This is a genomic window from Pikeienuella sp., from assembly GCF_046290545.1.
Classification (GTDB): domain Bacteria; phylum Pseudomonadota; class Alphaproteobacteria; order Rhodobacterales; family Rhodobacteraceae; genus Pikeienuella.
Map to the genome: position 1 here is coordinate 122,838 of NZ_JBKAGV010000005.1, position 25,612 is coordinate 148,449.

Sequence of the window (25,612 nt, forward strand, 5' to 3'; positions counted from 1 at the left end):
CCCGATTGCGGCGAAGGATTGTCGCGAACGGTCCGGCCCGTGCGGTCAGGCTTCTCCGGTCCTGCCTTCGAGCAGCGCCATCGCCGCCCGTTCCGCCGCGTCTGCAAACGGCTCCAGCACGAGGTCGGCTCCGATCTCCGCAAGCCTCCTCGATTCTTCCCGGTCATGCGAGGTAACGGCCAGGAGGCCGCCGAAGCCCGCGCCGCGGGCGATCTGGATCAAGGTCCGCCGCGCATCCTCATGCGTGAGCGCGGCAGGCAGAAGCGGAATGCTGGAGACGATCCAGCGCGCCCGCCCGAGCGGCAGGGACGCGACGAACTCGGCGTCGTTCGCATCGCCGAACTCGGCGCGAAGGCCGAGCGCGCGCCAGCGGCGCACGGCCGCCGGGTTCACGTCGACCCCGAGCACGGCCAGCCCCTCCGCCTTGAGCCGGAGGCCGAGCTCCGCGCCGAAACGCCCCAGCCCGAAGATGATGATCTCCGGCGGCGCTTCGCCCTCATCGTCCGCGCCCGCTTCCTCCGCGAAGGCGCGCCTGCGCTCGAACACCCCGAGGAAGGGCGCGAAGATCCTGTAGAGCTGATGCGAATAGGTGATCATGTAGGTCGAGGCGGCGATGGTCACGAGGCCGACGAGCGTGACGAGGCCGAGCGCCCCGTCGCCGACATGGCCGAGGCTGACCCCCATCGCCACGAAGATGAGCGAGAACTCGCTGATCTGCGCCACAGTCAAGCCCGCCAGGAACCCGGTTTCCTTCCGGTAGCCGAGGGAGCCCATGATCACGAGGACGATGAGCGGGTTGCCGACCAGAACAAAGACGGAGAAGACCAGCGCTGTGAAAAGCTCCTCGCCGAGCCGCGCGAGATCGAGCCCGGCCCCGAGCGCGATGAAGAAGAAGAGAAGGAGGAAATCCCTCAACGGGCCTAGCCGCGCGGAGATCGTCTCCCGATAGGGCGTCGAGGCGAGGGCGACGCCGGCGAGCAGGCCGCCAACCTCCTTGCCGAGCCCGGCGGCTTCTCCGGTCGCCGCGAAGGCGGCGGCGAGGGCGACGGCGAAGGTCACGAGAAGCTCCGGCGCCCGCGCCAGCTTCTCGGTCAGCGGATCGGCCACGTAGCGGATGAAGAGGACCACCGCGCCCACGAGCGCGAGCCCGGAGGCGAGCACGCCGACGATCCGCATCGCCGTCTCCTCGTCCTCGCCGCCGATGCCGATCGCGGAGAGCGCGATCATGGCGACGACCACGAAAAGATCCTGCACGATGAGGAAGCCGAGCGCGATCCGGCCGTGCAGCGTTTCGAGCTCCCGCTTGTCGGACAGCAGCTTGACGATGATGATCGTGCTCGAAAACGTCAGTGCGACGGCGACGTAGAGGCTCTCTACCGCATCGAGGCCGAGGGCGAGGCCGATCAGGAAGCCGAAGATCGAGGTGAAGAGCACCTGCCCGAGGCCGGTCGTCACCGCAACGGCGCCGAGCGAGCGGATCAGCTTCAGGTCGAGCTTGATGCCGACGAGAAAAAGCAGCACCGCCACGCCGAGTTCCGCCAGAAGCTCGATCGCCTCGCCGGAATGGACGATGTCGAGCGCCGAGGGCCCCGCCATCAGGCCGACGGCGATGAAGCTGACGATCAGCGGCTGCCGGAGCAACAGCCCGACGGCGCCGAGCGCGGCGGCGAGCGCGAGCAGCGCCGCGACTTCCGCGAAAGTCGATTGCATCGTGACGTCCATCGCCGCTCCGCATTCCGTTCCAGCAGGATAGCGGCGCCCGGCCGGCCGCGCCACTGCGCGGTCTTGATCGCCGCCGCAACATCGCCATTCTCTTTCGAGGGAGTGCGTGATGGCCTTGTCCTCGATCCTCGCGGCGACGGACTTTTCCGCCCGTTCGGAGCGGTCGGTCGCGCGCGCAGCGCGCCTCGCCGCCGCTCACGGCGCAGCGCTCATCCTCGTGCATGTCATGGATGACGACCGTTCGCCCGCGCTCGTCGGCGCCGAGCGCGCGGTGGCGGAGGCGCTCCTTCAGAAGGCTGCGGCGAGCCTTGCCCCGGCGCCGTCCGACGTTCTGCTGCTTTCCGGAGATCCGTTCCAGGAGATCGCCGCGGCGACGGAGCGGGGCGCCCCCGATCTCCTCGTGGTCGGGGCGCACCGCCCGCGACCGATCGGCGACTACTTCATCGGGACGACTGCGGAGCGGGTCATCCGCGCGAGCCGGCGGCCCGTTCTGATGGCCAAGGGGCCAGCGGACGGAGCCTATCGCCGCGTGCTTGTCGCCGTGGATTTCTCCGCCGCGTCGGCGACGGCCGCCCGCGCCCTCGCCGCGCTCGAACTGGCGGGGGAGGCGGAGGTCGTGCTCGTGCATGTGCGAAAAAGCGCGGCGGACACGCTCTTTCTTCGCGGCGGAATGACGATCGCGGAGCGGGAACGGTCCCTCGCCGAAATCTCTGCGCGGCTATCCGAACGCCTCGCCGCCTTCGCCGCCCATGCGGGGCTTCGCGCCTCGCGCCGCATCGTCGCTTCGGGGGACGAGGGCGACGCCGGCGCCATCCTCGCGACGGCCGAGGCCGTCGGCGCCGATCTCGTCGTGATCGGCACGCGCGGGCGGAGCCGCGGCCGCGCGATCCTGCTCGGTGGCGTGGCCGAGGCGGTGCTCCGCGATTCGGCGATCGACGTTCTTGCAGTCCCCATGCGCTGAGGCGCGTGCGCATATGGCGCGTTCCGCGTCTCCGCGCTATTCCGGAGGCATGGACGCGGTGGCCCGACAATACGAAGCCTATCCCTATCCCGCCCGCGACCCGGCGGAGGAGGGGAAGCGCCTCATCGTCGGCTCCCCTTCCGACCCGCCGGAAATCGACCATTTCCTCTTCGGCGGCAGGCGGGACTGGCGGAAGCCCTTCCGCGCCCTCGTCGCCGGCGGGGGGACGGGTGACGCGACGGTGATGCTCGCGCAGAAGCTCGCCGATGCGGGCGCGGCGGCGGAGATCGTCTATCTCGACATGTCGGCGGCGAGCCGGAAGGTGGCCGAGGCGCGGGCGGCGGCGCGCGGGCTCTCCTCCATCCGCTTCGTGACGGCGGACCTCCTGACCGCGCCGGAGCTCGGGCCCTTCGACTATGTCGACTGCACGGGCGTGCTTCATCACCTGCCGAACCCGCAGGCGGGGTTCGACGCGCTCTCTGCGGCGCTCGCAGAGGGCGGCGGGATGGGTGGCATGGTCTACGCCCCCTACGGGCGCACCGGCGTCTATCCGCTCCAGGCCGCGCTCGCGGCGCTGACGGAGGGCGAGGCGCCGGAGGCGCAGGTGGAGATCGCGAAGCGGGCGCTGGCCGGGCTGCCGAAGACGAACTGGTTCCTCGCCAACCCGCATCTTTCCGACCACCGGGCGAGCGACGCCGGGCTTTATGACCTGCTTTTGCACGCGCGGGACGTTCCCTTCGACGTTCCCGCCCTGCTCGGGGCGCTGGCGCGGGCGGGCCTCGCCTTCGTCTCCTTCATCGAGCCGCTGCGCTATGACCCGGCGCGCTACCTGCCGGAGAGCCTCCAGGCCCGCGCCGTCGCGCTTGACCCGCCCGCCCGGATGGCGCTGGCGGAGAGATTGGCGGGAAACATGAAAACGCATGTGTTCTACGCGGCGAAGGGCGCGCGGAAACCCGCCGCTCCCTCGCCCGAGGCCCGGCCGCGGCTCAACGGCCTCTCCGCCGCCGCGCTCGCCGCCGAGATCGGGCGGAAGGGCGCGCTCCGCCTCACGTCGGACGGCCTGAGCCACCGGCTCGACATCCCGCGCGAGGCGGCGCCGGCGCTCGTGCTGGCGGACGGGCGGCTGCGGCTCGGCGAGATTGCGAGGCGGCTGGGGAAGGATTGGTTCGCCTTCGCGGCGCTCTGGGCGCCGGCCCATGCGGCGCTCACCGGATTCAACCTGCTGCGCTATTCGGAAGGAACGCGATGATGGAGCTCGGCTACGCCCCGCTGACGCCATGGATCCCCGGCCGCCTCCCCGGCATGTCCCCGCTCGCGATGGAGGGCTGGCTGCACCGGGACGAGGCCTTCGAGGAGCAGATGGCCTATCGCGACCGGCTGATCGCGGAGCGGGGGGAGATCGTGCTGGCGGGCGAGGGATGCGACGGGGCGGAGGAATTGCTCGACCTCGTGCTCGCCACGCTCGCGGTGCATGACCGGGATTACGATGTGGGCGACGACGCGGCGCGCCGGCCCGACGGCGAGACTGTCGCGCTCGACCGGTCGCGGCCGCTCGCCACGCTGGGGCGGCTGGCGCAGGAGGATTTCGTGATCCTCCGGAAGGGGCCGGAGGATGCGGAGCATGTTCTCATCGGCGCCATCCTCTGCTTCCCCTCGCGCTGGTCGCTGGCGGAGAAGTTCGGCCGCCCGCTCGTCGCGATCCATGAGCGCGTGCCGGTCTATGACGAGGGGCTTGCGCCGCGGGTGCAGCGCCTCTTCGACGTGCTGACGCCGGACCGGCCGCTGGTTCGCGCCAACTGGCTGCTTCATCCGACGCCCGAGCTTCACCAGCCCAAGCTCTTCGAGGGAAACAAGAAGCCGCATGACCCGACAGGGCGGTTCTGGCTCCGGGTCGAGCGGCAGTCGATCCTCAAGCTGCGCTCTTCGGGCCATGCGGTCTTTTCGATCAAGACCCTGGTGACGTCGGTTGAGGCGCTGGCTGAGGATCAGCGCGAAAGCCTGATCGCCGCGCTGGAGGAGAAGCCGAAGGCGATGCAGGATTATCACGGCGGCGCCGCCTTCACGCAGCTTGCGCTGGCGGCGCTCCGGGCGCTCTAGGCGCGATGCCGGGTTTCGGGCCATTCCGGAAGGGAGCCGAACGCCGGGAGCGCGCATTGCGGCGACGGTTCGAGGCGGTCAGCTCCGGCATCGAGCGTCGGGAAAGATGGCGGGCGAGGCGGAAGCGGCTGCTGATCTTCCTTGCGATCGCCACCCTGTTCGCCGCGGTCGTCGTCGAGGCGTTCAGGCGAAGCGAGCGGCCGGCCCTTCTGACGCTGCGCCACATCGCAGCCTTCCCGAGTTGCGACGCCGCCCGCGCCGTCGGTCTTGCGCCGGCGGCGCGCGGCGCCCCGGGCTACCACCGCCATCTCGATGCGGATGATGACGGGATCGCCTGCGAGCCCTTCAGTCGCCCCTAATGCACCCTCGAAAGAATCGCGTCGATCTCCTCGTCCGACAGGCCGAAATGATGCCCGATCTCGTGGACGAGCACATGCGAGACCAGCTCGTAGAGCCCCGTATCCCCCCGCTCCGCCCATTCGTCGAGGATCGGGCGGCGGTAGAGCCAGACTTCATCCGGCAGGCCGCCGGAATCGACCACGCTCTTCTGCGTCAGGTCCACGCCGGAATAGAGGCCGGTGAGCTGGAACGCGTCCTCGATCCCCATCTCCTCCAGCACGTCGTCCTGCGCGAAATCCGCGACACGGATGAGGAGCCCCTCGCAGCGGGATCGGAAGGTCTCCGGCAGGGCGGCGAAGGCGGCTTCGGCCATCGCCTCGAACTCTTCGAGATCGGGGGGGTAGAGGTCGGATTCGAATTCGTGGGGCATGGCGCCGCGTAGGCCGGCCCGCGGCCCCGGTCAAGCTTCTGGACATTCCCGCGCCGCGGCGGAACAGTGCGGCATCCCGCTACAAGGAGACCCAGATGGCCCCGCTCGACCGCATCACCGCCTATGCCGACGAACTGACCGCGATCCGCCGTGACTTCCATGAGAATCCCGAGCTCGGCTTCGAGGAGGTGCGGACCTCGGGCATCGTCGCTGAAAAGCTGCGGAGCTGGGGTGTCGAGGTCACGACCGGAATCGGCAAGACGGGCGTCGTCGGCGTGATCGAGGGGAACCGGCCGGGCAAGACCATCGGCCTCCGGGCGGACATGGACGCGCTGCCGATCCACGAGACGACGAACCTGCCCTGGGCCTCCAAGACGCCGGGGATCATGCATGCCTGCGGCCATGACGGGCACACGACCATGCTGCTCGGCGCCGCCCGCTACCTTGCGGAGAACCGGGATTTCGCGGGGCGCTGCGTTCTGATCTTCCAGCCGGCGGAGGAAGGGCTCGGCGGCGGGCGGGCGATGATCGCGGACGGGCTCTTCAAAAAGTTCCCCTGCGACGAGATCTACGCCATGCACAACTCGCCCTATCACGAGCCGGGCGTGATCGGCGTGAAGAAGGGGCCGGCGATGGCGGGCGCCAATTTCTTCGACATCACGGTGCGCGGCGTCGGCAGCCACGCCGCGAGCCCCGAGCATTCGCGGGACCCGATCGTCATCATGTCCGCCCTCGTGGGGCAGATCCAGTCCATCGTCTCCCGCAATGTTGCGGCGACTGAGCAGATCGTCCTCTCCATCACGCAGTTCCACGCGGGCGCCGCCTATAACGTGATCCCGGAGGAGGCGAAGATCTGCGGCACCGTCCGCTATTTCAGCCGCGAGACGGCGGACAAGGTCTCCGACCGGATGCGCGCGCTCTGCTCCGGCTTCGCCTCCGCGCATGAGGTGGAGATCGACTGCGACATCCGCAACGTCTTCGACGTGCTGGAGAACGACCCGGCGCTGGCGGAGGCGATGATCGGAGTCGCGCAGGAATTCGTCGGCGACAAGGCGCAGATCAAGGACCAGCTCGTCATGGGCTCCGAGGATTTCGCGGACATGCTCCATGTCGTCCCCGGCGCCTATTGCACGGTCGGCCATGGCGGCTCCGTGCCGCTGCACAACCCCGGCTTCTATCTCGATGACGGGATCCTGCCGCTCGGCGCCAGCCTCTTTGCGCGGCTGATGGAGGTGCGGGGCGCGTCCTGACGCGCCCTCACCAGAAGGCGCGGGCGGCGCCGATCTTCTCCTTCTCCGCCGGCTGCGCGGGGGGCGTCTTCAGCAGCGCCTCAGTGTCCAGCCGGCGGATCGCCTGCATCCTCCTTCCGGCGACCTGGAGGGGGATGTTCTCCTTCCGCGCGCTGAGCCGCAGCGCCTTGCGGAAGCTTTCCACGATCATCCACGGCTCCGGGAGCCGCGAAAGCTCCTCCGCATAGCGCGTGAGCCACATGGCGGCGGCGGCGGCGACCTGCGGCGTGGCGTAGGAGGTGCCGGAGGGCTCGCCGTCATTGTCCTCCGGGTCGCTCCAGTGGGTCGGCTTCGCCTTCCCGTCCACGATGGCGAAGGCGGCGCGGTTCACCGGCGTCGCATAGGCCCAGATGTCGATCCGGTCCGGCTGGTTGTAGCCGCCGACGGGATAGTGGACCTCCCGGCTGCTGATCCCGCCCACGGAGATCGCGCGGGCGTAGCCGGCGGGATAGGAAACGACGTTGATGATCTGCCCGCCCGCGGCGACAAGCGGGACGCCCGCCTCATAGGCGCGGTCGATCGCGTCAGTCGTCGCCTTCGCGAGGCCGGGCTCCGCCTTCAGGCCGTATTGCAGCAGGGCGGCGATGCCGAGGAAGCCGGGATTGCCCATCGAGATCGAAAACACCTTTGGCGGGGCGGGGTGGGCGAGCGCATGGTCGATGGCGCGCCCGATGGCCGCCGTGTCCGCCTCCCCGATGAAGACGGGGCCGTTGGCGACGCGGTAGGGCTGCACCTTCGCCCCCGGCGCGGCGCCGACGAGCGTGCCCGCCTCGTTCCCGAGGATGACGGAGAGCGTCTTGACCCCGTGGTCGGGATATTCGCCGCGCCCGTGGTTGGCGTTCAGCGGGTCTGCGGCGGGGAGGCCGCCGGTCGCCTCCGGGTCGTGAAAGTTCGCGCCCTCGGCGAAGAGGATGTTCGCCGGCGGCGTCTCGCCCGCATAGCCGAGCGCGGGATGGGGGTGGAGCCCGGTGTCGATATGGCCGATCACCGTGTCGGAGGCGGCGAGCGCGGCCTGCGCGGCGCGCCATTCGGCGTCGCCCGGTTTCGGGCCGAGATCGGTGATAAGGCGGTCGGTCATCGGGCGCTCCTCCTGAACCTTTGGAAAGAGGGTAGGCCTTCAGCTTCCGATTGTGGAGGGGGCGCGCAACGCGCGCAGCGAAAAGGGCCGCCCCTCGCGGGGCGGCCCTTCGAACCCGAAGGTCCTGCGTTCACTAGCGCGGCTGCTCGGTCTCGTCCGCCGCGCGATCCTCGATGATCTCATCGGTGTCCGCATCGTCCTCGAAGAGCTGCGCGACGTCGAAGGCCTCCGCGGCCTCCTCTTCGGCGCGCAGGTCCTGGATGGACTTGCCCTGGGCCTGCAGCGCCGCCTCGTCCGGAGACCGGGCGACGTTGATCGTGACCGTCGCGCTCACCTCGGGGTGGAGGATCACGCGCACGTCATGCATGCCGAGCTCCTTCACCGGGGTGGTGAGGATGACCTGCGTGCGCGCGACGGTGAACCCGCCCTCGGTGCAGAGGTCCGCGATGTCGCGCGAGGTGACGGAGCCGTAGAGCGCGCCGGCGTCCGACGCCTGACGGATGGCGACGAAGCGCGCCCCGTTCAGCGTCTTGGCGACCGCCTCCGCCTCCTTCTTCAGTTCGAGATTGCGCGCCTCAAGCTGCACGCGCTCCGTCTCGAACCGCTCCATGTTGCGCTTCGTGGCGCGCAGGGCCTTGCCCTTGGGCAGGAGGAAGTTCCGGGCGAACCCGTCCTTCACCTTCACCACGTCGCCCATCTGGCCGAGTTTCTCGACCCGTTCGAGAAGAACCACATCCATGATTCAGCTCCTCACTTGATCGCGTAAGGCAGCAGCGCAAGGAACCGGGCGCGCTTGATGGCGCGGCCGAGTTCCCGCTGCTTCTTGGCGGAGACGGCGGTGATCCGGCTCGGCACGATCTTGCCGCGCTCGGAGATGTAGCGCTGAAGGAGCTTCACGTCCTTGTAGTCGATCTTCGGCGCGTCGGTGGCGGCGAAGGGGCAGGACTTCTTGCGCCGGAAAAAGGGTTTCTTGGCCATGGTCTCTGTCCTCTCGCTCAGTCGTCGCGCCGGGGCGGCCGGGGCGGGCGGGGCCCGCGCGGGCCACGGTCGCCGCGATCCCCGCGGTCGTCGCGGTCGCGGGAGTTCTTGGCGCGGACGACGGCGCTCTCGCCTTCCTCGTGCGCGTCGACCTTCACGGTCATCACGCGCATCACGTCGTCATGGAGGCGCATCAGGCGCTCCATCTCGTCCACCGCGGGGGCGGGCGAATTCGACTTCAGGAAGGCGTAGTGGCCCTTCCGGTTCTTGTTGATCTTGAAGGCCATCGTGCGAAGGCCCCAGTACTCGAACCCGACGACCTCGCCGCCATTGTCCTTCAGCACCTGGGAGAAATGCTCGATCAGGCCCTCGGCCTGCGCGTTGGATATGTCCTGACGCGCGATAAAGACATGCTCGTAAAGAGCCATGCGTCTCACCTCTGTCATGCGCGCTTCAAAATGCCGGGCGACGAGGCTTCCGGCCCGCATACGAGAGGCGCCGCGTTCAACCATTCGGAAGCCGGCGCTCCCTAGCGCGGGCGGGCCGCGGATGCAAGTCCGCTCAGGCGCCGAGGCGGAACGCCGTCTCCCCGTCGACCACGCCGTCCGCCGGCAGGCCCTGGTCGCGCTGGAAGGCGCGGACGGCGCTGGCCGTCTGCGGGCCGAAGACGCCGTCCGGCGCGGACCGGAGATAGCCGAGGGCGCGGAGCTCCCGCTGGAGCCGCGCCACGTCCTCCCCGCGCATGAAGGGCGAGGCGAGCCGAAGCGCGCGTGCGGGCGGCGCGCCGATTTCCGCCCCGGTCTCGGCGCCGTATCCGGCGCCGAAGCCCGGATCGTCCTCCGGGTCGGCGGAGACGATCTCGTACACGGTCCTCTCGCGGTAGGGGACGGGGCGGTAGAGCGCGCCGTCGCACAGGATCAGCCTGTCCCCGTCCGCGTAGACATCCTCGCAGGTCGGGCCTCTCGGGCGCTCGTCGACATAGACCAGCGTCGAATAGGCGAGGGGGGCGGTGAAATACCATCCCCAGAACGGGGAATAATGATACTGGCCCCAATAGGGATGCGGCGAGCGCCAGCGCGGCGGGCGGTGATAATGGGGGCGCCACCCGTGCGGGCGGCGGTCCACGACCTTGTAGCGGTCATAGCCGTGGCGCGGCCTGTCCCAGCGGCGGTCTCTGTCGCGATCTCGGTTCCAGTCGCGATCCCTGTCTCGGTTCCAGTCGCGATCCCTGTCCCGGTCGCGGCCCCGGTCCCTCTCGCGCGTTTCCCGCGCGGGCCTGTCGTCCACGCGCACCCGCGCTTCCGGCGCCGGGGCGTCGCCGCCCGGGTCTCCGCGCTCGGGGCGGTGCGGGCTCCTGAGCGCATCGACTTCGCGAAAGCCGGTGGACTGCGCCGCCTGCCGTTCCGCCTGGCGCGCCGCGCGGCGCTCCGCCTGACGCTCGGCTTGCCGCTCCGCCTGACGCTGCGCCTGACGCTCCGCCTGACGCTGCGCCCGACGCTCAGCCTGACGGGCGGCCTTGCGTTCCGCTTCCCGCTCCGCCTGCCGTTGAGCCTGACGCTCGGCCTGCCGCTGGGCCTGCCGTTCAGCCTGCCGCGCCTCGCGCGTCTGGAGACGGGTTTCTCCAGCGCCCTCGGCGAAGGCCGCGGGCGCGAAGGGCGGAGGGGGCGCGGCGAAGGCCGTGAAGAGGCCGAGGGCGATCGCCGCCAGTTTCATCCGCCTCGTCACAGCGCGCCTCCCGCATGTCGCATTGACGTCACACGCACGGCCCGTCCGGTTCCGTCGGCTCAGCCGTGATGCGCCGCCACGGTCTTGAGCGCGGAGAAGCCGTAGAGCGCCTCGAACCCCTTCTCCCGCCCGTGGCCGGACTTGCCGGAGCCGCCGAAGGGCAGCTCGACGCCGCCGCCCGCGCCATAATTGTTGATGAAGACCTGCCCCGCACGCAGCTTTTTCGCGAGGCGCATCTGCCGCCCGCCGTCGCGGCTCCAGATGCTGGCGACGAGGCCGTAATCCGTGCCGTTGGCGATGGAGACGGCCTCCGCCTCGTCCTCGAACGGGATCACCACCTGCACGGGGCCGAAAATCTCCTCCTGCGCCAGTTTGTGGTCTGGGCGCACGCCGGAAAGCAGCGTCGGCGCCACATAATGCCCGCCCGAAGGCGCGCCCGCCACGATCTCCCCCCGCGCGGCGGTTTCGAGATCGGCTGCGGCGGCGAGGTAGCCGTCCACGATGGACTTCTGCCGGGCGGAGATGAGCGGGCCGACATCGAGATCGTCGATGGCGCGGCCGACTTTCAGCGCGGAATAGCGGCCCGCCATCATCTCCAGCAGCCGGTCATGCACGCCGCGCTGGACGAGGATGCGGGAGGAGGCGGAGCAGGTCTGCCCCGCATTCTGGATGCCGGCGTTGACGAGGAAGGGCAGGGCCTTTTCCAGGTCCGCATCGTCGAAGACGACCTGTGGGGACTTGCCGCCAAGCTCCAGCGTCACCGGTACGATGTGCTGCGCCGCCGCCTCCTGCACCATCCGGCCGACCGAGACGGAGCCGGTGAAGGAAAGGTGCTTCACGCCGCGATGGCCGGAGAGCGCGGCGCCCGCCTCCTCCCCGAGCCCCGGAACGACGTTGATCGCCCCGGCGGGGAATCCCGCCTCCTCCGCGATTGCGGCGAAGGCGAGCGCGGTGAGGCAGGCTTCCTCCGAGGGCTTCAGCACGCAGGCGTTGCCCATGGCGAGCGCTGCGCCGACGGAGCGGCCGATGATCTGCATCGGATAGTTCCAGGGCACGATATGCCCCGTCACCCCGTGCGGCTCGCGGAGGGTGTAGACGGTGTAGCCTTCGAGATAGGGGATCGTCTCCCCCGTCACCTTGTCCGCCGCGCCGCCGTAGAATTCGAGATAGCGGGCGAGCGCCACCGCGTCGGCCCGCGCCTGCTTCAGCGGCTTGCCGACATCCGCCGCCTCGATCCGCGCCAGCGCGTCGGCGCGTTCGAGGACGAGTCGGCCCATCTTCATCATCAGCCGCCCGCGCTCGGCGGCGGTCAGCCGCCCCCATTCGCCCGCGAGCGCGGCTTCGGCCGCCTCGACCGCCGCGTCGATATCCGCCGCGGTTCCGCGCGCGATCTGGCCGACCTCGGTGCCGTCGGAGGGGTTTTCGAGCGGCAGGCGCTCCCCGTTCGCGGGCGCGCGCCAGCGCCCGCCGATATAGACGGCGTCGGCTCCGAACCAGAGATCGGGATGGGCGTTCATGGCGTTCTCCTCTCAAGCGCCGCCTTCACGTCCGGGGCGGCTGCGATCAGCGCCTTGGTATAGGGATGGGCGGGGGAGCGGAAGAGCGCCTCCGTCTCCCCCTCCTCCACGATCCGCCCGGCCTGCATCACCATCACCCGGTCGGCGAGGGCGCGGACCACGGTGAGGTCATGCGTGATGAAGAGGAAGGAGAGGCCGAGCCGGGCGCGGAGGCCGGCGATGAGGTCGAGGATCTGCGCGCGGATCGAGACGTCGAGCGCGCTCACGGCTTCATCGAGGATGATGAGCTCGGGCTCGATGATGAGCGCGCGGGCGATGGCGAGGCGCTGGCGCTGGCCGCCGGAGAATTCGTGCGGGTATTTCTCCATGTCGGCGGGGGAGAGCCCGACCTCCTCCAGCGCCCGCGCCACCCGGTCGCGCCGCGCGGCGCCGCGCGGCGGATCGTCGAGCAGGTGGAAAGGCTCCGCCACCAGCCGCTCCACCCGCCAGCGCGGGTTGAAGCTGCCGTAAGGGTCCTGAAACACCACCTGCATCTTCCGCCGGACGGCGCGCGGCGGGTCGAGCGTGACGGGGGCGCCGGCGATGCGGACCTCCCCGGCCTGAAGCCGCTCAAGCCCGAGGATGGCGCGGGTGAGGGTGGACTTTCCGCAGCCCGATTCGCCGACGAGGCCCAGAACCTCGCCGCGACGGAGCGTGAGGCTCACCCCGTCCACCGCACGGAGGCGGGCGGGCTTCGTGAAGAGGGAGGCGCGGGGCAGGGCGTAGTCCCGGACGGCGCCCTTCACCTCCAGCACCGGGGCGGGCGCGGGCGCGGCGGGCGCCGCTTCGGGCCGGTGGGCGGAGGCTTCGAAAAGCGCGCGGGTATAGGGGTGGCGGAGCGCGCGGAAGACCGCGCCCGTCTCCCCCGCCTCCACGATCTCCCCCCGGCGCATGACCGCGATCCGGTCCGCCGCGCCGGCGACCAGGCCGAGATCATGGGTGATGAACATCAGCCCCATGCCGAACTCGTGCACCAGCCCGCGAAGCAGCGCCATGATCTCCGCCTGCGTCGTGACGTCGAGCGCCGTCGTCGGCTCGTCCGCGATCAGGAGCTTCGGGCGGAGCGCGATGGCCATGGCGATGACGACGCGCTGGCGCTGACCGCCCGAAAGCTCGTGCGGATAGCGGTCGAGCGAGAAGCGCGGGGCGGGGAGGCCCACGCGGGTAAGCATCGCGCGGGCGAGCGCCTTCGCCTCCCGCCGGTCGGCGGCGCCGTGGATGAGGGCGGTCTCCGCCACCTGGTCGCCGATGGTCTGCACCGGGTTCAGCGCCGTCATCGGCTCCTGGAAGACCATGCCGATCTCCGCGCCGCGGATGCGGAGCATCTCCGCCTCCGTCTTCGCGAAGAGATCGGCGCCGCCCAGCCGGACCGCGCCGCCCGTCTCCGCCCCGTCGGGCAGGAGGCGGAGGACGGAAAAGGCGGTGAGGGACTTGCCGGAGCCGGATTCGCCGATGACGCCGAACACCTCGCCTTCGCTGATGTCGAACGAAACGCCCTTGAGGATCGGGGCGCGGTTGATGGAGAGGGTGAGATCTTCGACCGAGAGGAGGGTCATCGCGCCCGCCTCAGCCGCGGGTCCAGCCAGTCCCTCAGCCCGTCCCCCATCAGGTTGAGCCCCAGCACCGTCAGCACGATGGCGAGGCCGGGATAGAAGGCGAGGGCGGGGTTCGAGTAGATCAGCGTCTGGCTTTCGGCCAGCATCCGGCCCCAGGAAGGTGTGGGGGGCTGCGCGCCGAGGCCGATATAGGAGAGCGCGGCCTCCGCCAGGATGCCGAGGGAGAACTGGATCGTCCCCTGCACGATCAGCAGGTTGGCGATGTTCGGCAGGATATGCTCCGCCGAGATGCGCGCGCGGCCCTTCCCCGCCACGCGCGCCGCCATCACGAAATCCCGCGCCCAGAGCGAAAGCGCCGCCCCGCGCGTGAGGCGGGCGAAGACCGGGATGTTGAAGATGCCGATCGCGATGATGGCGTTGACCGCCGAGGGGCCGAAGATGGCGGTGATGAGGATCGCGATGACGAGCGAGGGGAAGGCGAAGACGAGGTCGTTCATCCGCATGATGACCTCGTCGAGCAGCCCCCCGCGCCGCGCGGCCGCAGCGAGGCCGAGCGGCACGCCGAAGATCATCCCGATCCCCACCGCCACCACCGCCACGGCGATGGAGGTTCGGGCCCCGACCATGAGCATCGAAAAGATGTCGCGCCCGAGCTGGTCCGTCCCGAACCAGAAATCGGCCGAGGGCGGCTGGAGCTTGTTCCGGATCGCCAGCGCCTCGACGTCATGCGGGGTCCAGAGGAACGAGACGAGCGCCGCGCCGACGAAGAGCGCCGAAAGGCAGGCCCCGAATGAAAGCGCCGCCCTCATCGCCGCCTCAGCCGCGGGTCGACCCAAGCATAGGCGAGGTCGACAAGGAATGTGACGAGGATCACCGCGAAGACGAGCAGCATCGTCACTGACTCCACGAGGATCAGGTCCCGCTGCGTGATGCCCTGGAAGATCAGCCGCCCGATGCCGGGAAGAAAGAACACGTTCTCTATGATGATCGCCCCGGCGATGAGAAAGGAGAACTGAAGACCGATGATTGTCAGCACCGGGATGAGCGCGTTGCGGAAGGCGTGCCGCCGCAGCGCCTGCCCGCGCGAGAGGCCCTTGGCGCGGGCCGTCCGCACATAATCCTCCGCCAGCGTGTCGAGCAGGGCGGAGCGCATGACGCGGGCGAGGATCGAGGCCTGGGGCAGGGCGAGCGCGATGGCGGGCAGCGTCAGCGCCTTCATCGCCGGCCAGAAGCCCGCCTCCCAGCCCGGAAAGCCGCCCGCGGAGACCCAGCGGAGGTTGATCGCGAAGATGACGACGAGAAGGATCGCGAACCAGAAATTCGGCACCGCAACGCCAAGCTGCGTCACGCCGATCACCCCCCAGTCCGCCGCCCGCCCCCGCCGCGAGGCGGCGAGGAGCCCGGCGGGAATCGCGATGAGGGTGGAGAGGGCGAGGGCGTAGAGCGTGAGCGGCAGGGAGATCACGATCCGCTCCGCCACGAGGTCGGCCACCGGCGCCTTGTAGGCGTAGCTCGTGCCGAAATCCCCCGTCAGCATCCCGCCGACCCAGGAGAGGTAGCGGAGGGGCAGGGGCCGGTCGAGCCCGAGCTCTGCGCGCACGGCGGCCAATGTGTCCGGCGCCGCGTTCATGCCGAGCATGTAGGCCGCAGGGTCCCCGGGGATCACCTCGATGACGGCGAAGATCGCGACGCTGGCGAGCGCCAGCGAGACGGCGAGGGAGACGAGGCGGGAGAGGGCGTAGCGGAGCATCGGGCCCTTCGGCTAAGCCCGGAGAGAGATCGGGGCAAGGGGCCGCGCCATTTCGCGCGGCCCCTCGGGCTTCATTCCCAATAGGCCGCCGTCATGTCGTTCGCCTGGGTCGGCGAATGCTTCCACATGCCCATCAGCTTCGCGTTCTGCACGCTCGTCCGGGCGAGCTGGAAGAGATAGGCGTTGACGTAATCGTCCGCGATGATCCGCTGCAGCGCCTTCGTCAGCGCGGAACGATCCTCGGGGTCGGTCGTCCGCTCCAGCATGGCGAAGGTCGTCTTGAACTCCTCCGAGCTGTAGTTGAAGTAATACTCGTCCCGCGCGTAGATGCCGATGTCGAAGGGCTCGGTATGGCTGACGATTGTCAGGTCATAGTCCTTGTTCTTGAACACTTCTTCGAGCCAGCCGGCCCATTCGAGATTGCTGATCTCGGTCTCGATCCCGACGGCGCGGAGCTGCGCGGCGACGATCTCTCCGCCGCGGCGGGCGTAGGAGGGCGGCGGCAGCTTCAGGCGGAGCGTGAGGCCGCTCTCGTAACCGGCCTCAGCCAGGAGCTTTTTCGCCATCTCCGGATCGTGGCGCGATTGCAGCGTCAGGTCCACGTAGTCCGGATGATGCGGGGCGAAATGCGCGCCGATCGGGGTTCCGTAGCCGAACATCGCGCCGTCGATCAGCGCCTGCCGGTCGATCGCATGGGCGATGGCGGCGCGGACGCGGATATCGGAGAGCGGCCCGGCCTTGTTGTTGGTGGAGAGGATCGTCTCCCCCTCGGTCGAGCCGGTGATGACGAGGAAGCGCGGATCGGCCGCGAACTGGTCCAGGATCTCGGGGGCGGGGAAGCCGGGGAAGGCGTCGATGTCGCCGGCCATGACCGCGGCGAAGGCGGCGTTCGGGTCCGAGATGAACTTGAACGTGACCGAATCGAGCTTCGCCGGCTCGCCCCAGTAGCCGTCGTTCCGCACGATCTCAACGCTGTCGCCCTTCAGCCAGCGGGAGAAGCGGAACGGGCCGGTGCCGACCGGGTTCGCGCCGTTCTCCGCCGCGCTCTCGGGCGCGACGATCACCGCGTCGCCCCAGGCGAGGTTGAAGAGGAAGGCGCCCGTCGGCTGGTTGAGCGTCACGCGCACGGTTCGGGGGTCGACGACCGCCGTCTCCAGAATGGCGGCGTAAAGCGCCTTCTGCGCGTTCTGGCTCTCCTCCGCCGCGATCCGGTCGAGCGAGAACTTCACGTCTTCGGCGTCGAAGGCCGTGCCGTCATGGAAGGTCACGCCCTCGCGCAGGCGGAAGGTATAGACGAGGCCGAAATCCGAAATCTCCCAGGATTCGGCGAGGCCGGGATGGATCGCGCCGTCCTCCCCGAACTTCACAAGGCCTTCGAAGACGTTGGAATAGACGATCTCGTCTATCGCCGCGGCGGCGCCGGCCGTCGGGTCGAGCACGGGGGGCTCCAGCTGCATCCCGATGGTCGCGCCGGCGGCGAGCGCATGACCTGCGGTGAGCGCGGCGAGGGCGAACGCCCCTGCGGCGAGGGTGGGAACGGCCTTCATCTCTGCCTCCTGTCGACCGGATATCGGCGGGCCTATGCGCCCGTCCGATGCGAGTTTATCGCGAATCCTGCGGAATGCGACGGGCAGTTTCGGCCCCCGGTCTCGGCGCCAGCTCCCCCTCCGGTCGGAAGAGGCCGATGAGCATGAGCGGCGCGCCGTCCGCCCCGTTCAACGCGCGCCCGGCGCAGCGGACGGTGCGGCCGCTCGCCTTCGTCTTTGCGGCGTAGCCGAAGCCGCCCCCGGCGGCGAGCGCATTGCGCATCGCGCGCCGCGCTGCCTCGGCGCCGGCCTCGTCATAGAGGTCGGCGAGGTCCTCCAGCCTTTCCGGCGCGCCGCCATGCAGCGCCGCGGCGGCGTCCGGCCAGTCCATCCTCCCCGTCGCCGGATCGGCGGACCAGAAGACGGCCCCCGTCGCAGCCTCGGCGAGGCTCGTCTGCCCGGAAAGGCGCAGGAGCTCCAGCTCCCGTTCCCGCCGGTCGGTGATGTCGAAGCCGATGGCGTAGACGGTCGGCGCCTCCTCCGCCGTCGGCTGGAAGCGGTAGCGAACGATCTGCCGCCAGCCCCCGGCGCCGCCCTCGATCGCCGCCTCAGCGGAGCGGCCGGATGCGAGGAAGGCGCGATCCCCGGCGAGGATGCGTTCGCCCGATTCCGCGCCGGCGAGATCGGTGAGGAGCGCGCCTTCGGCCGCATCGGGGGAGACGCCCAGAAGCGCGGCCGCGCGCTCCGAAATGCGGAGCACCCGGCCCTCCGCATCCCGCCGCATCAGGAGGACCGGCGCGCGCTCGAAGATATGGGCGAGTTCGGCCGCGAGCCTTCCGGCGCCGGGCGAGGCCATGAAGGTCATCGTCACGCCCTGGAGCTGCCCGCGCTGGGTCGCCACGGGGGCGCAGCGGAGTGTGTGGAACGCGCCGTCGGAGGCGAATTCCCGCGTCGTCGCGCGGCCGAGCTGAAGCGCCTCGTTCGCAATGTCGACGAGCGGCGGGAAGCCCTCCGGCAGCGCGCACTGGCTCAGATGCGGGGTGTCGAGCGGCGGCTCCAGCCGGAAGAGCTGGATCGCCTCGCGGCTCGCCTTGGTGATCTGCAAGGCGCTGTCTATGATGAGGAGCGGCGCGGCGACGTTCTGGAGGATGGTTGAAAGCTCCTCGTTCGTCGTCGCCAGTTCGGCGGAGGAGATCTGGAGCTCCTCGTTCACCGTAACCAGCTCCTCGTTGGAGGATTGCAGCTCCTCGTTCGAGGTTTCGAGTTCTTCGTTCGTCGCCTGCAATTCCTCGTTGGTCGATTGCAACTCTTCGTTGGCCGATTGAAGTTCTTCGTTCGACGTCTCCAGCGCCTCGATCGTCTGCTGCAGCGCCTCGCGCGTGGAGGCGAGTTCGCGCTCCACCGTCTCGAGCCATTCGCCGCCCGGGTCGGCCTCGGCGGGGCGGGCCGGTTGCGCCTCCGCCTGCCGCGAGAAGGCGACGAGGGCGAGGCGCTCGTCTTCGCCCGGCCTCGCGAGGGGGAAGACCTCGATCCGCAGCGCCTCCCCCGGCGCGCCTTCGGAGCGGTGGGCGACGCCCTGCCGCCGCTGGCCGGAGCGAAGCGCGACCGTCACCAGCGTCCGCGCCTCCTGCGCCAGTTCGGGGGCGAGCATGGAGAGGCTCATCTGAAGGCGCGTATTCTCGTTCAGCGTGACGTAGCGGCCCAGATCGCCATAGACGCGCAGGATGCGAAAATCGTCGGAGACGAGCGCCACATCCGGCCCGAGGGTGCGGGCCAGCGCGTCGAACATCGACCGGTCCTCCGCCGCCGAGGCTTCGCTCGCCGCCTCCCGGGCCGCGGCGGCGCGGCTCGCCCGATCCGTCCCCACCGGCAGGTCGTAGCCGCCGAAGCGGATCATCGGGCGCCGCGCCGCATGCCGCCGACGATAGAGATGGGCGCCGTCCCCGATCCTGACGAACAGATCCTCCGAGACGGAGACCGTCTCCGCCGTCCCGAGAAAGATCGACCCCTCCGCCTCCAGCGCATAGGCGAAGCGGGAAAAGACCCGCGCCTGCAATGGCTGGTTGAAATAAATCAGGAGGTTGCGGCAGCAGATCAGATCGAGATTGATGAAGGGCGGGTCCTGGCAGACATTGTGATAGGAGAAGATCACGGTGTCCTTCAGCGCGGGATGAACGGTGACTCCGTCGTCATCGAGCGTGAAATAGCGGGAGACGTATTCCTGCGGCACGTTCTCGATCGCGGCCCGCGGGTAGCGCCCGCGCCGCGCGACGTCCAGCGCGCGGGCGTCGATGTCCGAGGCGAAGATCTGCAGCTTGTCCTTGCCGATCGCCTCGGGCCCGCCCATCGCCTCGGCGAAGAGGATGGCGACGGAATAGGCCTCCTCTCCCGTCGCGCAGCCGGCGATCCAGACACGGGCGGGCCGCCCGGTGCGCCGCGCCGCGATCTCCCGCACCAGCGGCGCAAGCGCGAGGAACTCCAGGGGGTCGCGAAAGAACCACGTCACCGAGACGAGGAAATCGCGGAAGAGCGCATCGACCTCCGCAGGGTTCGAGCGGCAGGTGCGGACATACTCGGCCTGGTCGTCGAGGCCGAGGGCGATCATCCGTCTTTCCAGCCGCCGCTGGATCGTTGTCGGCTTGTAGTCCCTGAAGTCCACGCGGGTCCGCGCGAGAACGATCTGAAGCAGCTCTGCGAGCGGATTCTCCGCCCCCGCAGGCGGCCGGAAGCGGTCGAGATCATGCGGAGAGGCGATGATGCGGCCAAGCTGGGCCCCGATCTCGACCGGGGAGAGAACGAGATCGACGCAGCCGGTCTCGACCGCGGCCGAGGGCATGCCGTCATATTTCGCGCTCTCGGAATCCTGCGCGATGGTGAGCCCGCCGGCGCCGCGGATCGCGCGGACGCCGAAGGCGCCGTCACTGCCCGTGCCGGAGAGAACGATGCCCGCCGCCCGCTCCCGCGCCGATTCCGCAAGGCTGAGAAAGAACCGGTCCACCGAGGGCTTGGGCGAGACGGAGCCTTGCGGGCCGGCGACGAGGCGAAGCCGGCCGGCGCGGTAGATCACGTCCACGCTCGGCGGGGCGACATATATGGCGCCGGGCGCCGGCTTCATCCCGTCCTCCACGTCAAGGACGTCCAGCCGGGTCTCCCGCGCGATGAGGGTCGAGAGGAGGCTCTTGTGCGTCGGCGACATGTGCTGAACGACGACGTAGACGGCGCCGGAATCGCGGGGAAGGTTTCGAAAGAGGTCCCTCAGCGCTTCCAGTCCGCCTGCCGACGCCCCGATGCCGACGACATAGGGCTGCGTCGCCGCAGTATCGACCGTCTCGGCCTCCATCCCCCAGCCCCCACTTTCGCACTCTGCAAAACATCAATCAAAGGTTGTGTAAATTGTCAATCGCTCGCTTTGAAATGGTCGTCTGTTGCATCGCGGGACTTGCCGCTTTCGCAAGCGCGAAGCGCGCGATAGAGGAGGGGGCGATGAAGGATGCGATCAGGCCCCTTTCCGAAGCGACGGACCCGGCGCGCCACGGCGCGAAGGCGCGGCGGCTGTTCCGCCTCGCCGCCGCCGGCGCGCCGATCCCGCCCGGCTTCGTCTTTCCCGACGACGCCGCGCCGGGCGCGACGGCCGGGGCGCTGGCGGCCCTGGAGCGCGAGACGGGGCTCGGCTTCGGCGACCCGGCGCGCCCGCTTCTGCTCGCGTTGCGGTCCAGCCCGGCCGCGGCCGGCGCCGCCGCTTCCCCCGCGCTCCTCAATCTCGGCCTGACGCGGGCGGCTTGCGAAGGGCTCGTCCCCCGTCTCGGCGCGCGTGCGGCGATCGACTTGCGCCGCCGCCTGATCCAGGCCTTTTCCGTCGCCGCGATGGGGGCGGATCCGGAGGCGTTCGAGGCCGCGCTCTATGACCGCATCAAGCAATCGGGCGCGGAGACGGAGGAGGCGCTCTCGCTCGACGCGCTTCGCGCGCTGGAGGCGGATTACCTCGCGCTGACCGAGGAGGAAACGGGCGAGGCTTTTCCGGAGGATGCGGGCGAGCAGCTCTCCCTCGCCGTCGCCGCGATGCGCCGGGCGTGGTCGTCGCCGACCGCGCGGATCCTGCGGCAGGCGAGGGGGGCCGACGCCGCGGCGCCGCAGGCCCTGATCGCGCAGGCCATGGCGCTCGGCCTAGGCCCCGCGCCTTCCGGCGCGGGCGTCGCTCATGGCCGCTCGGAGGAGACCGGGGAGCCCGGCTTCGAGGGCCGCTTCCTGCCCCAGGCGCAGGGCGAGGAGGCGCTGATGGGCCTCCGCACGCCGCGCTTCCTTACCGAGGCGGGGCGGATCGCCGCCGGGCAGAACGCGCCCTCGCTCGAAGCCGCGGCGCCGGAAGCGGCCGCTTCGCTCCGCGCGCTCGTCGCCGGGGCCGAGCGCGCGCTGGGCGAGGCCTGCCGGGTGGAGTTCACGCTGGAGGCGGGGAGGCTCTTCCTCCTCGACGCGCAGCCGCTGAAGCCGACGCCGCGCGCCGCGGTGCGGATCGCCGTCGATCTCGCCGAGGCGGGCGCGATCGGGCGGGACGATGCGCTGCTCCGGATCGATCCGGCGGGGCTAGTCGCCCATCTCCATCCCGCGGTCGCCGCGGGCGCGCGCCGCGACGTGATTGGGAAGGGCTTGCCCGCATCCCCCGGCGCGGCGACCGGCGCGGTGGTCTTCTCGCCCGAGGCGGCGGAGGCGCTCGCCGCGCGGGAGGAGCCGGCGATTCTCGTCCGGATCGAGACGAGCCCGGAGGACATCCGCGGCATGCACGCCGCCGCCGGCGTGCTGACCGTCCGCGGCGGGATGACGAGCCACGCCGCGGTGATCGCCCGCGGCCTCGGCGCGCCCTGCGTCGTCGGCGCTTCCGACATCGCGCTCGACCTCGAGGAGCGGAAGATGACGGCGGCGGACGGCCGCGTCTTCCGCGAGGGCGACGTCGTGACCATCGACGGCGCGGCGGGCGAGGCGCTCGCCGGCGCGCCGCGGCTGGTGCGACCGGAGCTTTCCGGCGCCTTCGAGACGCTGATGGGGTGGGCGGACGAGGTTCGGCGGCTGAAGGTTCGGGCGAACGCGGACACCGGGCAGGACGCGCGCGTCGCGGTCGGCTTCAACGTGGACGGGATCGGACTCTGCCGCACGGAGCACATGTTCTTCGACAAGAAGCGCATCACGGTCATGCGCCGCATGATCCTCGCCGAGAAGGAGGCGGACCGGCGCGCGGCGCTGGCCGAACTCCTGCCGATGCAGCGCGGCGACTTCCGCGAGCTCTTCGAGATCATGGCGGGCCTTCCGGTCACCATCCGCCTGCTCGACCCGCCATTGCACGAATTCCTGCCGCACGGGCCGCGGGAAATGGCCGAGCTCGCAGAGGCGATGAAGCTGCCGCTCAAGGTCGTCACCCGCCGGGCGGAGGAGATGCGGGAGTTCAACCCGATGCTGGGCAAGCGCGGCTGCCGCGTCGGCGTCGCCTTCCCCGAGATCTACGAGATGCAGGCGCGCGCGGCCTTCGAGGCGGCGGTCGAGGCCGGGCGGGCGACGGGGGAGCCGGTGATCCCCGAGATCATGATCCCGCTCGTCTCCGCCAACCGGGAGATGGAGCTGCTGGCCAGGGTGATCGAGCGCGTTGCGGAGCAGGTGCGGGCGGAGAGCGGGGCGGCGCTCCGCTACAAGATCGGGGCGATGGTGGAGACGCCGCGCGCCGCGCTCCGGGCGGGGGACATCGTGGGCTCCGCCGAGTTCCTCTCCTTCGGCACCAACGACCTGACGCAGATGACCTATGGCCTCAGCCGGGATGACGCCGGGCGCTTCATGCGGGACTATGTGGCCAAGGGCGTCTTTCCGGAGGATCCGTTCCATTCGCTCGACGTGGAGGGAGTGGGGGAGCTTCTGCTGATCGCCACGGAGCGGGGGCGGCGCGCGCGCCCCGGCCTCACGCTGGGCCTCTGCGGCGAGCATGGCGGGGATCCGGCGTCGATCCGCTTCTGCGAGCTGGCGGGGTTCGACTACATCTCCTGCTCGCCCTTCCGGCTGCCGATCGCGCGGCTCGCCGCGGCGCAGGCGCGGCTGCTCGCGGAGCGGCGCGATCATGGTGATTCGCGGTAACGATCTGCAGCTTGACGAAATTGTTTCGTGATCTTTCGACGATTCGCGCGGATTGTGATTAACCCATGGGCGCCCGAGACGGATTCCGATTGACCGGAAGGCGCCTTTTCCGCTTCACACGACGTTAACGATTGCTGCGCCCGGCAGAACGTCCGGCGCTTTCTGTCCACGGAGACGATGAGGGGTTCGCCAACCCCGTTGCCCGAAGCGCCAAACCCGCGCCGGGCGTTTTCTGAAGGGTTCCGCATGTCGCCTCGTTTCGCCCGCTACGTTCCTCTGGCCGCCCTCGGGTTGGCGTCGGTTCTGAGCCTCGTCGCCGCTCCCTCCGTGGCGGAACAGTCGGGCAGGGCGGCGGAGGCCTCCTCCGCGCAGGTCCTCGCCCTTCTGCGGGCGGAGCGCTCGGCCTTCCGGACCCTTGAGAGCGACGCGGTGTTCGCCCGCACGGGGCGCCTGCCCGCCGGCCCGGCCCGCTTCACGCCCGGCGCGATCTCGGACCCCGATCTCGACACGCTGGCGCAGGAGGATGCGCTGGCCGCCGCGCTGGCGGAGGCGACGCGCGGGATGGACGTGAACGAGGTCGTCTCCGTCTCCTCCGCATCGCTCGACGCCATCGCCGAGGGGGTGGACCAGCGGGAGCTTCGCTGCCTCGCCGAGGCGGTTTACTTCGAATCCCGGGGCGAGGACACGAAGGGCCAGTTCGCCGTCGCGGAGGTGATCCTCAACCGGGTGGACAGCGGCGTCTACCCGGACGACGTCTGCGCCGTCGTCACCCAGGGGAGCGACCGGCGCAACGCCTGCCAGTTCTCCTACGCCTGCGACGGCAAGGCGGAGCGGGTGGCGAACCGCGCCGCCTTCGTGAAGGCGGCGAAGATCGCGAAGGTGATGCTCTCCGGGCGGCCCCGGGTCGTCACCGGCGGGGCGACGCATTTCCACACCACTGCGGTCAACCCGCGCTGGGCGCGCAAGCTGACCGAGACGACCCGGATCGGCGCGCACATCTTCTACCGCTTCCCCACCCGGGTTTCCTCGAACGACAGCTGAGGCCGCGCATCGCGGGCGCCGCCCGCGGCCCTTTCGGCGCCGGTTCCGCGCGCGCCGCCCGCGATGCGCGGCCGCATGAGGGCGCGAAGGCGGGGGAGGGTCTCGATGCTGGAGAGTTCGGGTCGGGCGTCAGAAGTCGGTGCGGTCGGGGCTGACCGCATATTCCTCCGTGATCATGTGGCTGAGGTCGAGATCGGGGCCTATGCGGAGGAGTTCGGAAGGCGGCAGCGCCTGCGCTTCTCCGTCGAGCTCGAGGTTGCGCCCTTCGCTGCGGATGCGCCGGACGAGGAGGCGAGCGTCGTCTCCTACGACCTCATCCTTCATGCGATCCGCGACCTCGCCGCAGGGCCGCGGATCAAGCTGCTGGAGACCTTCGCGGCGCGGCTCGCCGCGCGGCTCCTCGCACATCGCGGCGTCCTCGCCGCGCGCATCCGGATCGAGAAGCTGGACCGGACCTCCGGCGCGCTCGGCGTGGAGATCGAGCGGCGGGCGCTCAGATGACGATGCGCTCGCCCCGGTCCGCCACGCGCTCCGAGGCGGCGAGGAGTTCGGCGACGGGGCGGCGGAGCGCCTCGGCGGCGGCCTCGTGCATCTCGGGCGAGGGATAGTAGCGGTTCTCCGTCACCGGCATGCCGAACGGGGTCTGCAGCACGGGCGCGCCGCTGCGCGTCAGGTCCTGCGGCATTCCCTTCGAGGTGACGCAATAGACGACCTCGTCGGCCAGCGGGCTCACCGCGTCGATCATCTCCTGATCGACGAACTGGGGATATTTCAGCGCCGGGTTCTCCGCCGTCACCTTCGGCCCCTCGTTCGGGCTCCGCTCGGAGAACCAGAGGAGGACGCGCTTGGTCTGGATCGACTGGAGGAGGACGCGGGTTCGCGCGACCCAGGCCGTCTTCAGCTCGGTCTCGACCGCGAGGAACTTCTCCGGGTCGTCCTCCGCGATCTGGTTCAGCATGTTGTGGGCGTAGGTGAAAGTCTCGAAATCGACATGGGGGAAGAGATCCTCCAGCGCCTTCGAGACAGCCTCGATCTGCGCGTTCCGCGCCAGCTTCACCTTGAAGAGCCGGTTGGAGAGGGAGCGGGCGCTCATCACCTGCACGACGCAGAGATCGGCGGCGGAGGCGGCCTCCAGCACCTCCGAATCGCGAAGAAAGAAGCCCGGGCCGGCGTTGGCGGTGCCGAAATTCACGACCTGCCGGCCCAGCATATCCCCCAGAAGGGCCGGAAACGGCCTCTCGACATAGCGCCCGAAGGTCTGCGCCCCGCCGATACAGGCGATATAGGGCTGCGAGAGATCGGGCTTCGGTCCGCGATAGACCTGGGAGAGGCGGCCCCAGACATAGCCGTCATAGTCGATGAAGGCCTGATCGGGTTTCTGATACATCGCGCACACTCCAGCTTCCGGCGGGGGCAGTCTCGCGCCCTTCGGTGAAGGCCGGGTTAAACGGAG

General features: G+C 70.1%; 22 protein-coding genes. 8 read left to right on the plus strand and 14 right to left on the minus strand.

Annotated features, from left to right (window positions below; all coding sequences use genetic code 11):
- Positions 1-45 precede the first annotated feature (45 nt).
- On the minus strand, positions 46-1,722 hold the full coding sequence (locus ACE37J_RS03250; RefSeq protein ID WP_409706951.1) for a cation:proton antiporter: 1,677 nt from the start codon (positions 1,720-1,722) through the stop codon (positions 46-48).
- A 109-nt stretch (positions 1,723-1,831) separates the two neighbouring features.
- Here ACE37J_RS03250 and ACE37J_RS03255 point away from each other — a divergent pair, with 109 nt between their 5' ends.
- Genes ACE37J_RS03255 through ACE37J_RS03270 form a run of 4 tightly spaced genes read left to right on the plus strand, consistent with a single transcriptional unit; the run spans position 1,832 to position 5,139 of the window.
- A complete protein-coding gene (locus ACE37J_RS03255) occupies positions 1,832-2,683 on the plus strand; it encodes a universal stress protein (protein WP_409706954.1) in 852 nt (283 codons plus the stop codon).
- Between the two features lie 49 nt (positions 2,684-2,732).
- On the plus strand, positions 2,733-3,932 hold the full coding sequence (locus ACE37J_RS03260) for a class I SAM-dependent methyltransferase (protein ID WP_409706957.1): 1,200 nt from the start codon (positions 2,733-2,735) through the stop codon (positions 3,930-3,932).
- Positions 3,932-4,780: a heme-dependent oxidative N-demethylase family protein gene (locus tag ACE37J_RS03265; RefSeq protein ID WP_409706960.1), complete on the plus strand. Its 849-nt coding sequence runs from the start codon at positions 3,932-3,934 to the stop codon at positions 4,778-4,780. The genes ACE37J_RS03260 and ACE37J_RS03265 overlap by 1 nt, the downstream gene beginning before the upstream one ends.
- A gap of 56 nt (positions 4,781-4,836) precedes the next feature.
- Complete coding sequence (locus tag ACE37J_RS03270; RefSeq protein WP_409706963.1) at positions 4,837-5,139, plus strand: excalibur calcium-binding domain-containing protein; 303 nt, start codon at positions 4,837-4,839, stop codon at positions 5,137-5,139.
- Here the strand turns inward: ACE37J_RS03270 and ACE37J_RS03275 are convergent.
- Positions 5,136-5,549 (minus strand): metallopeptidase family protein, encoded by a 414-nt coding sequence (locus ACE37J_RS03275; RefSeq protein WP_409706966.1) that lies wholly within the window; start codon positions 5,547-5,549, stop codon positions 5,136-5,138. The genes ACE37J_RS03270 and ACE37J_RS03275 overlap by 4 nt on opposite strands.
- 95 nt (positions 5,550-5,644) lie before the next feature.
- On the opposite strand from ACE37J_RS03275, the gene ACE37J_RS03280 reads away from it, so the two are divergent.
- Positions 5,645-6,799 (plus strand): M20 aminoacylase family protein, encoded by a 1,155-nt coding sequence (locus ACE37J_RS03280; RefSeq protein WP_409706969.1) that lies wholly within the window; start codon positions 5,645-5,647, stop codon positions 6,797-6,799.
- A gap of 7 nt (positions 6,800-6,806) precedes the next feature.
- Here the strand turns inward: ACE37J_RS03280 and ACE37J_RS03285 are convergent, their stop codons facing one another.
- The 11 genes from ACE37J_RS03285 to ACE37J_RS03335 all read right to left on the minus strand — a co-directional run bounded on the left by ACE37J_RS03285 (position 6,807) and on the right by ACE37J_RS03335 (position 20,347).
- On the minus strand, positions 6,807-7,916 hold the full coding sequence (locus ACE37J_RS03285; RefSeq protein WP_409706972.1) for a S8 family serine peptidase: 1,110 nt from the start codon (positions 7,914-7,916) through the stop codon (positions 6,807-6,809).
- Between the two features lie 133 nt (positions 7,917-8,049).
- Entirely contained in the window at positions 8,050-8,655 is a 606-nt protein-coding gene (rplI, locus tag ACE37J_RS03290; RefSeq protein ID WP_409706975.1) for a 50S ribosomal protein L9, read from the minus strand.
- Between the two features lie 11 nt (positions 8,656-8,666).
- Positions 8,667-8,894, minus strand: a complete 228-nt coding sequence (gene rpsR / locus ACE37J_RS03295; protein WP_409706978.1) for a 30S ribosomal protein S18 — start codon at positions 8,892-8,894, stop codon at positions 8,667-8,669.
- A gap of 17 nt (positions 8,895-8,911) precedes the next feature.
- Positions 8,912-9,322, minus strand: coding sequence for a 30S ribosomal protein S6 (rpsF, locus tag ACE37J_RS03300; RefSeq protein WP_409707353.1), 411 nt, complete (start codon positions 9,320-9,322; stop codon positions 8,912-8,914).
- A gap of 133 nt (positions 9,323-9,455) precedes the next feature.
- A complete protein-coding gene (locus ACE37J_RS03305) occupies positions 9,456-10,607 on the minus strand; it encodes a peptidoglycan-binding protein (RefSeq protein ID WP_409706981.1) in 1,152 nt (383 codons plus the stop codon).
- 71 nt (positions 10,608-10,678) lie between these two features.
- A complete protein-coding gene (locus ACE37J_RS03310) occupies positions 10,679-12,136 on the minus strand; it encodes an aldehyde dehydrogenase family protein (protein WP_409706984.1) in 1,458 nt (485 codons plus the stop codon).
- Positions 12,133-13,731, minus strand: coding sequence for an ABC transporter ATP-binding protein (locus tag ACE37J_RS03315; protein ID WP_409706987.1), 1,599 nt, complete (start codon positions 13,729-13,731; stop codon positions 12,133-12,135). The genes ACE37J_RS03310 and ACE37J_RS03315 overlap by 4 nt, the downstream gene beginning before the upstream one ends.
- Positions 13,728-14,540 carry an ABC transporter permease gene (locus tag ACE37J_RS03320; protein WP_409706990.1) on the minus strand — a complete coding sequence of 271 codons (813 nt, stop codon included), beginning with the start codon at positions 14,538-14,540 and terminating at the stop codon, positions 13,728-13,730. The genes ACE37J_RS03315 and ACE37J_RS03320 overlap by 4 nt, the downstream gene beginning before the upstream one ends.
- Complete coding sequence (locus ACE37J_RS03325; RefSeq protein WP_409706993.1) at positions 14,537-15,481, minus strand: ABC transporter permease; 945 nt, start codon at positions 15,479-15,481, stop codon at positions 14,537-14,539. The genes ACE37J_RS03320 and ACE37J_RS03325 overlap by 4 nt, the downstream gene beginning before the upstream one ends.
- A gap of 71 nt (positions 15,482-15,552) precedes the next feature.
- Complete coding sequence (locus ACE37J_RS03330) at positions 15,553-17,028, minus strand: ABC transporter substrate-binding protein (RefSeq protein ID WP_409706996.1); 1,476 nt, start codon at positions 17,026-17,028, stop codon at positions 15,553-15,555.
- 55 nt (positions 17,029-17,083) lie between these two features.
- Positions 17,084-20,347: a chemotaxis protein CheB gene (locus tag ACE37J_RS03335; protein WP_409706999.1), complete on the minus strand. Its 3,264-nt coding sequence runs from the start codon at positions 20,345-20,347 to the stop codon at positions 17,084-17,086.
- A gap of 143 nt (positions 20,348-20,490) precedes the next feature.
- Between ACE37J_RS03335 and ppdK the strand changes: the two genes are divergently transcribed.
- The 3 genes from ppdK (at position 20,491) to ACE37J_RS03350 (ending at position 24,660) form a co-directional block, all read left to right on the plus strand.
- Positions 20,491-23,118, plus strand: a complete 2,628-nt coding sequence (ppdK, locus tag ACE37J_RS03340; protein ID WP_409707002.1) for a pyruvate, phosphate dikinase — start codon at positions 20,491-20,493, stop codon at positions 23,116-23,118.
- A gap of 246 nt (positions 23,119-23,364) precedes the next feature.
- Complete coding sequence (locus tag ACE37J_RS03345) at positions 23,365-24,159, plus strand: cell wall hydrolase (RefSeq protein WP_409707005.1); 795 nt, start codon at positions 23,365-23,367, stop codon at positions 24,157-24,159.
- A gap of 105 nt (positions 24,160-24,264) precedes the next feature.
- Positions 24,265-24,660, plus strand: coding sequence for a dihydroneopterin aldolase (locus ACE37J_RS03350; protein WP_409707008.1), 396 nt, complete (start codon positions 24,265-24,267; stop codon positions 24,658-24,660).
- Here the strand turns inward: ACE37J_RS03350 and ACE37J_RS03355 are convergent.
- Complete coding sequence (locus ACE37J_RS03355) at positions 24,653-25,546, minus strand: DUF6473 family protein (protein ID WP_409707011.1); 894 nt, start codon at positions 25,544-25,546, stop codon at positions 24,653-24,655. The genes ACE37J_RS03350 and ACE37J_RS03355 overlap by 8 nt on opposite strands.
- Positions 25,547-25,612 lie beyond the last annotated feature (66 nt).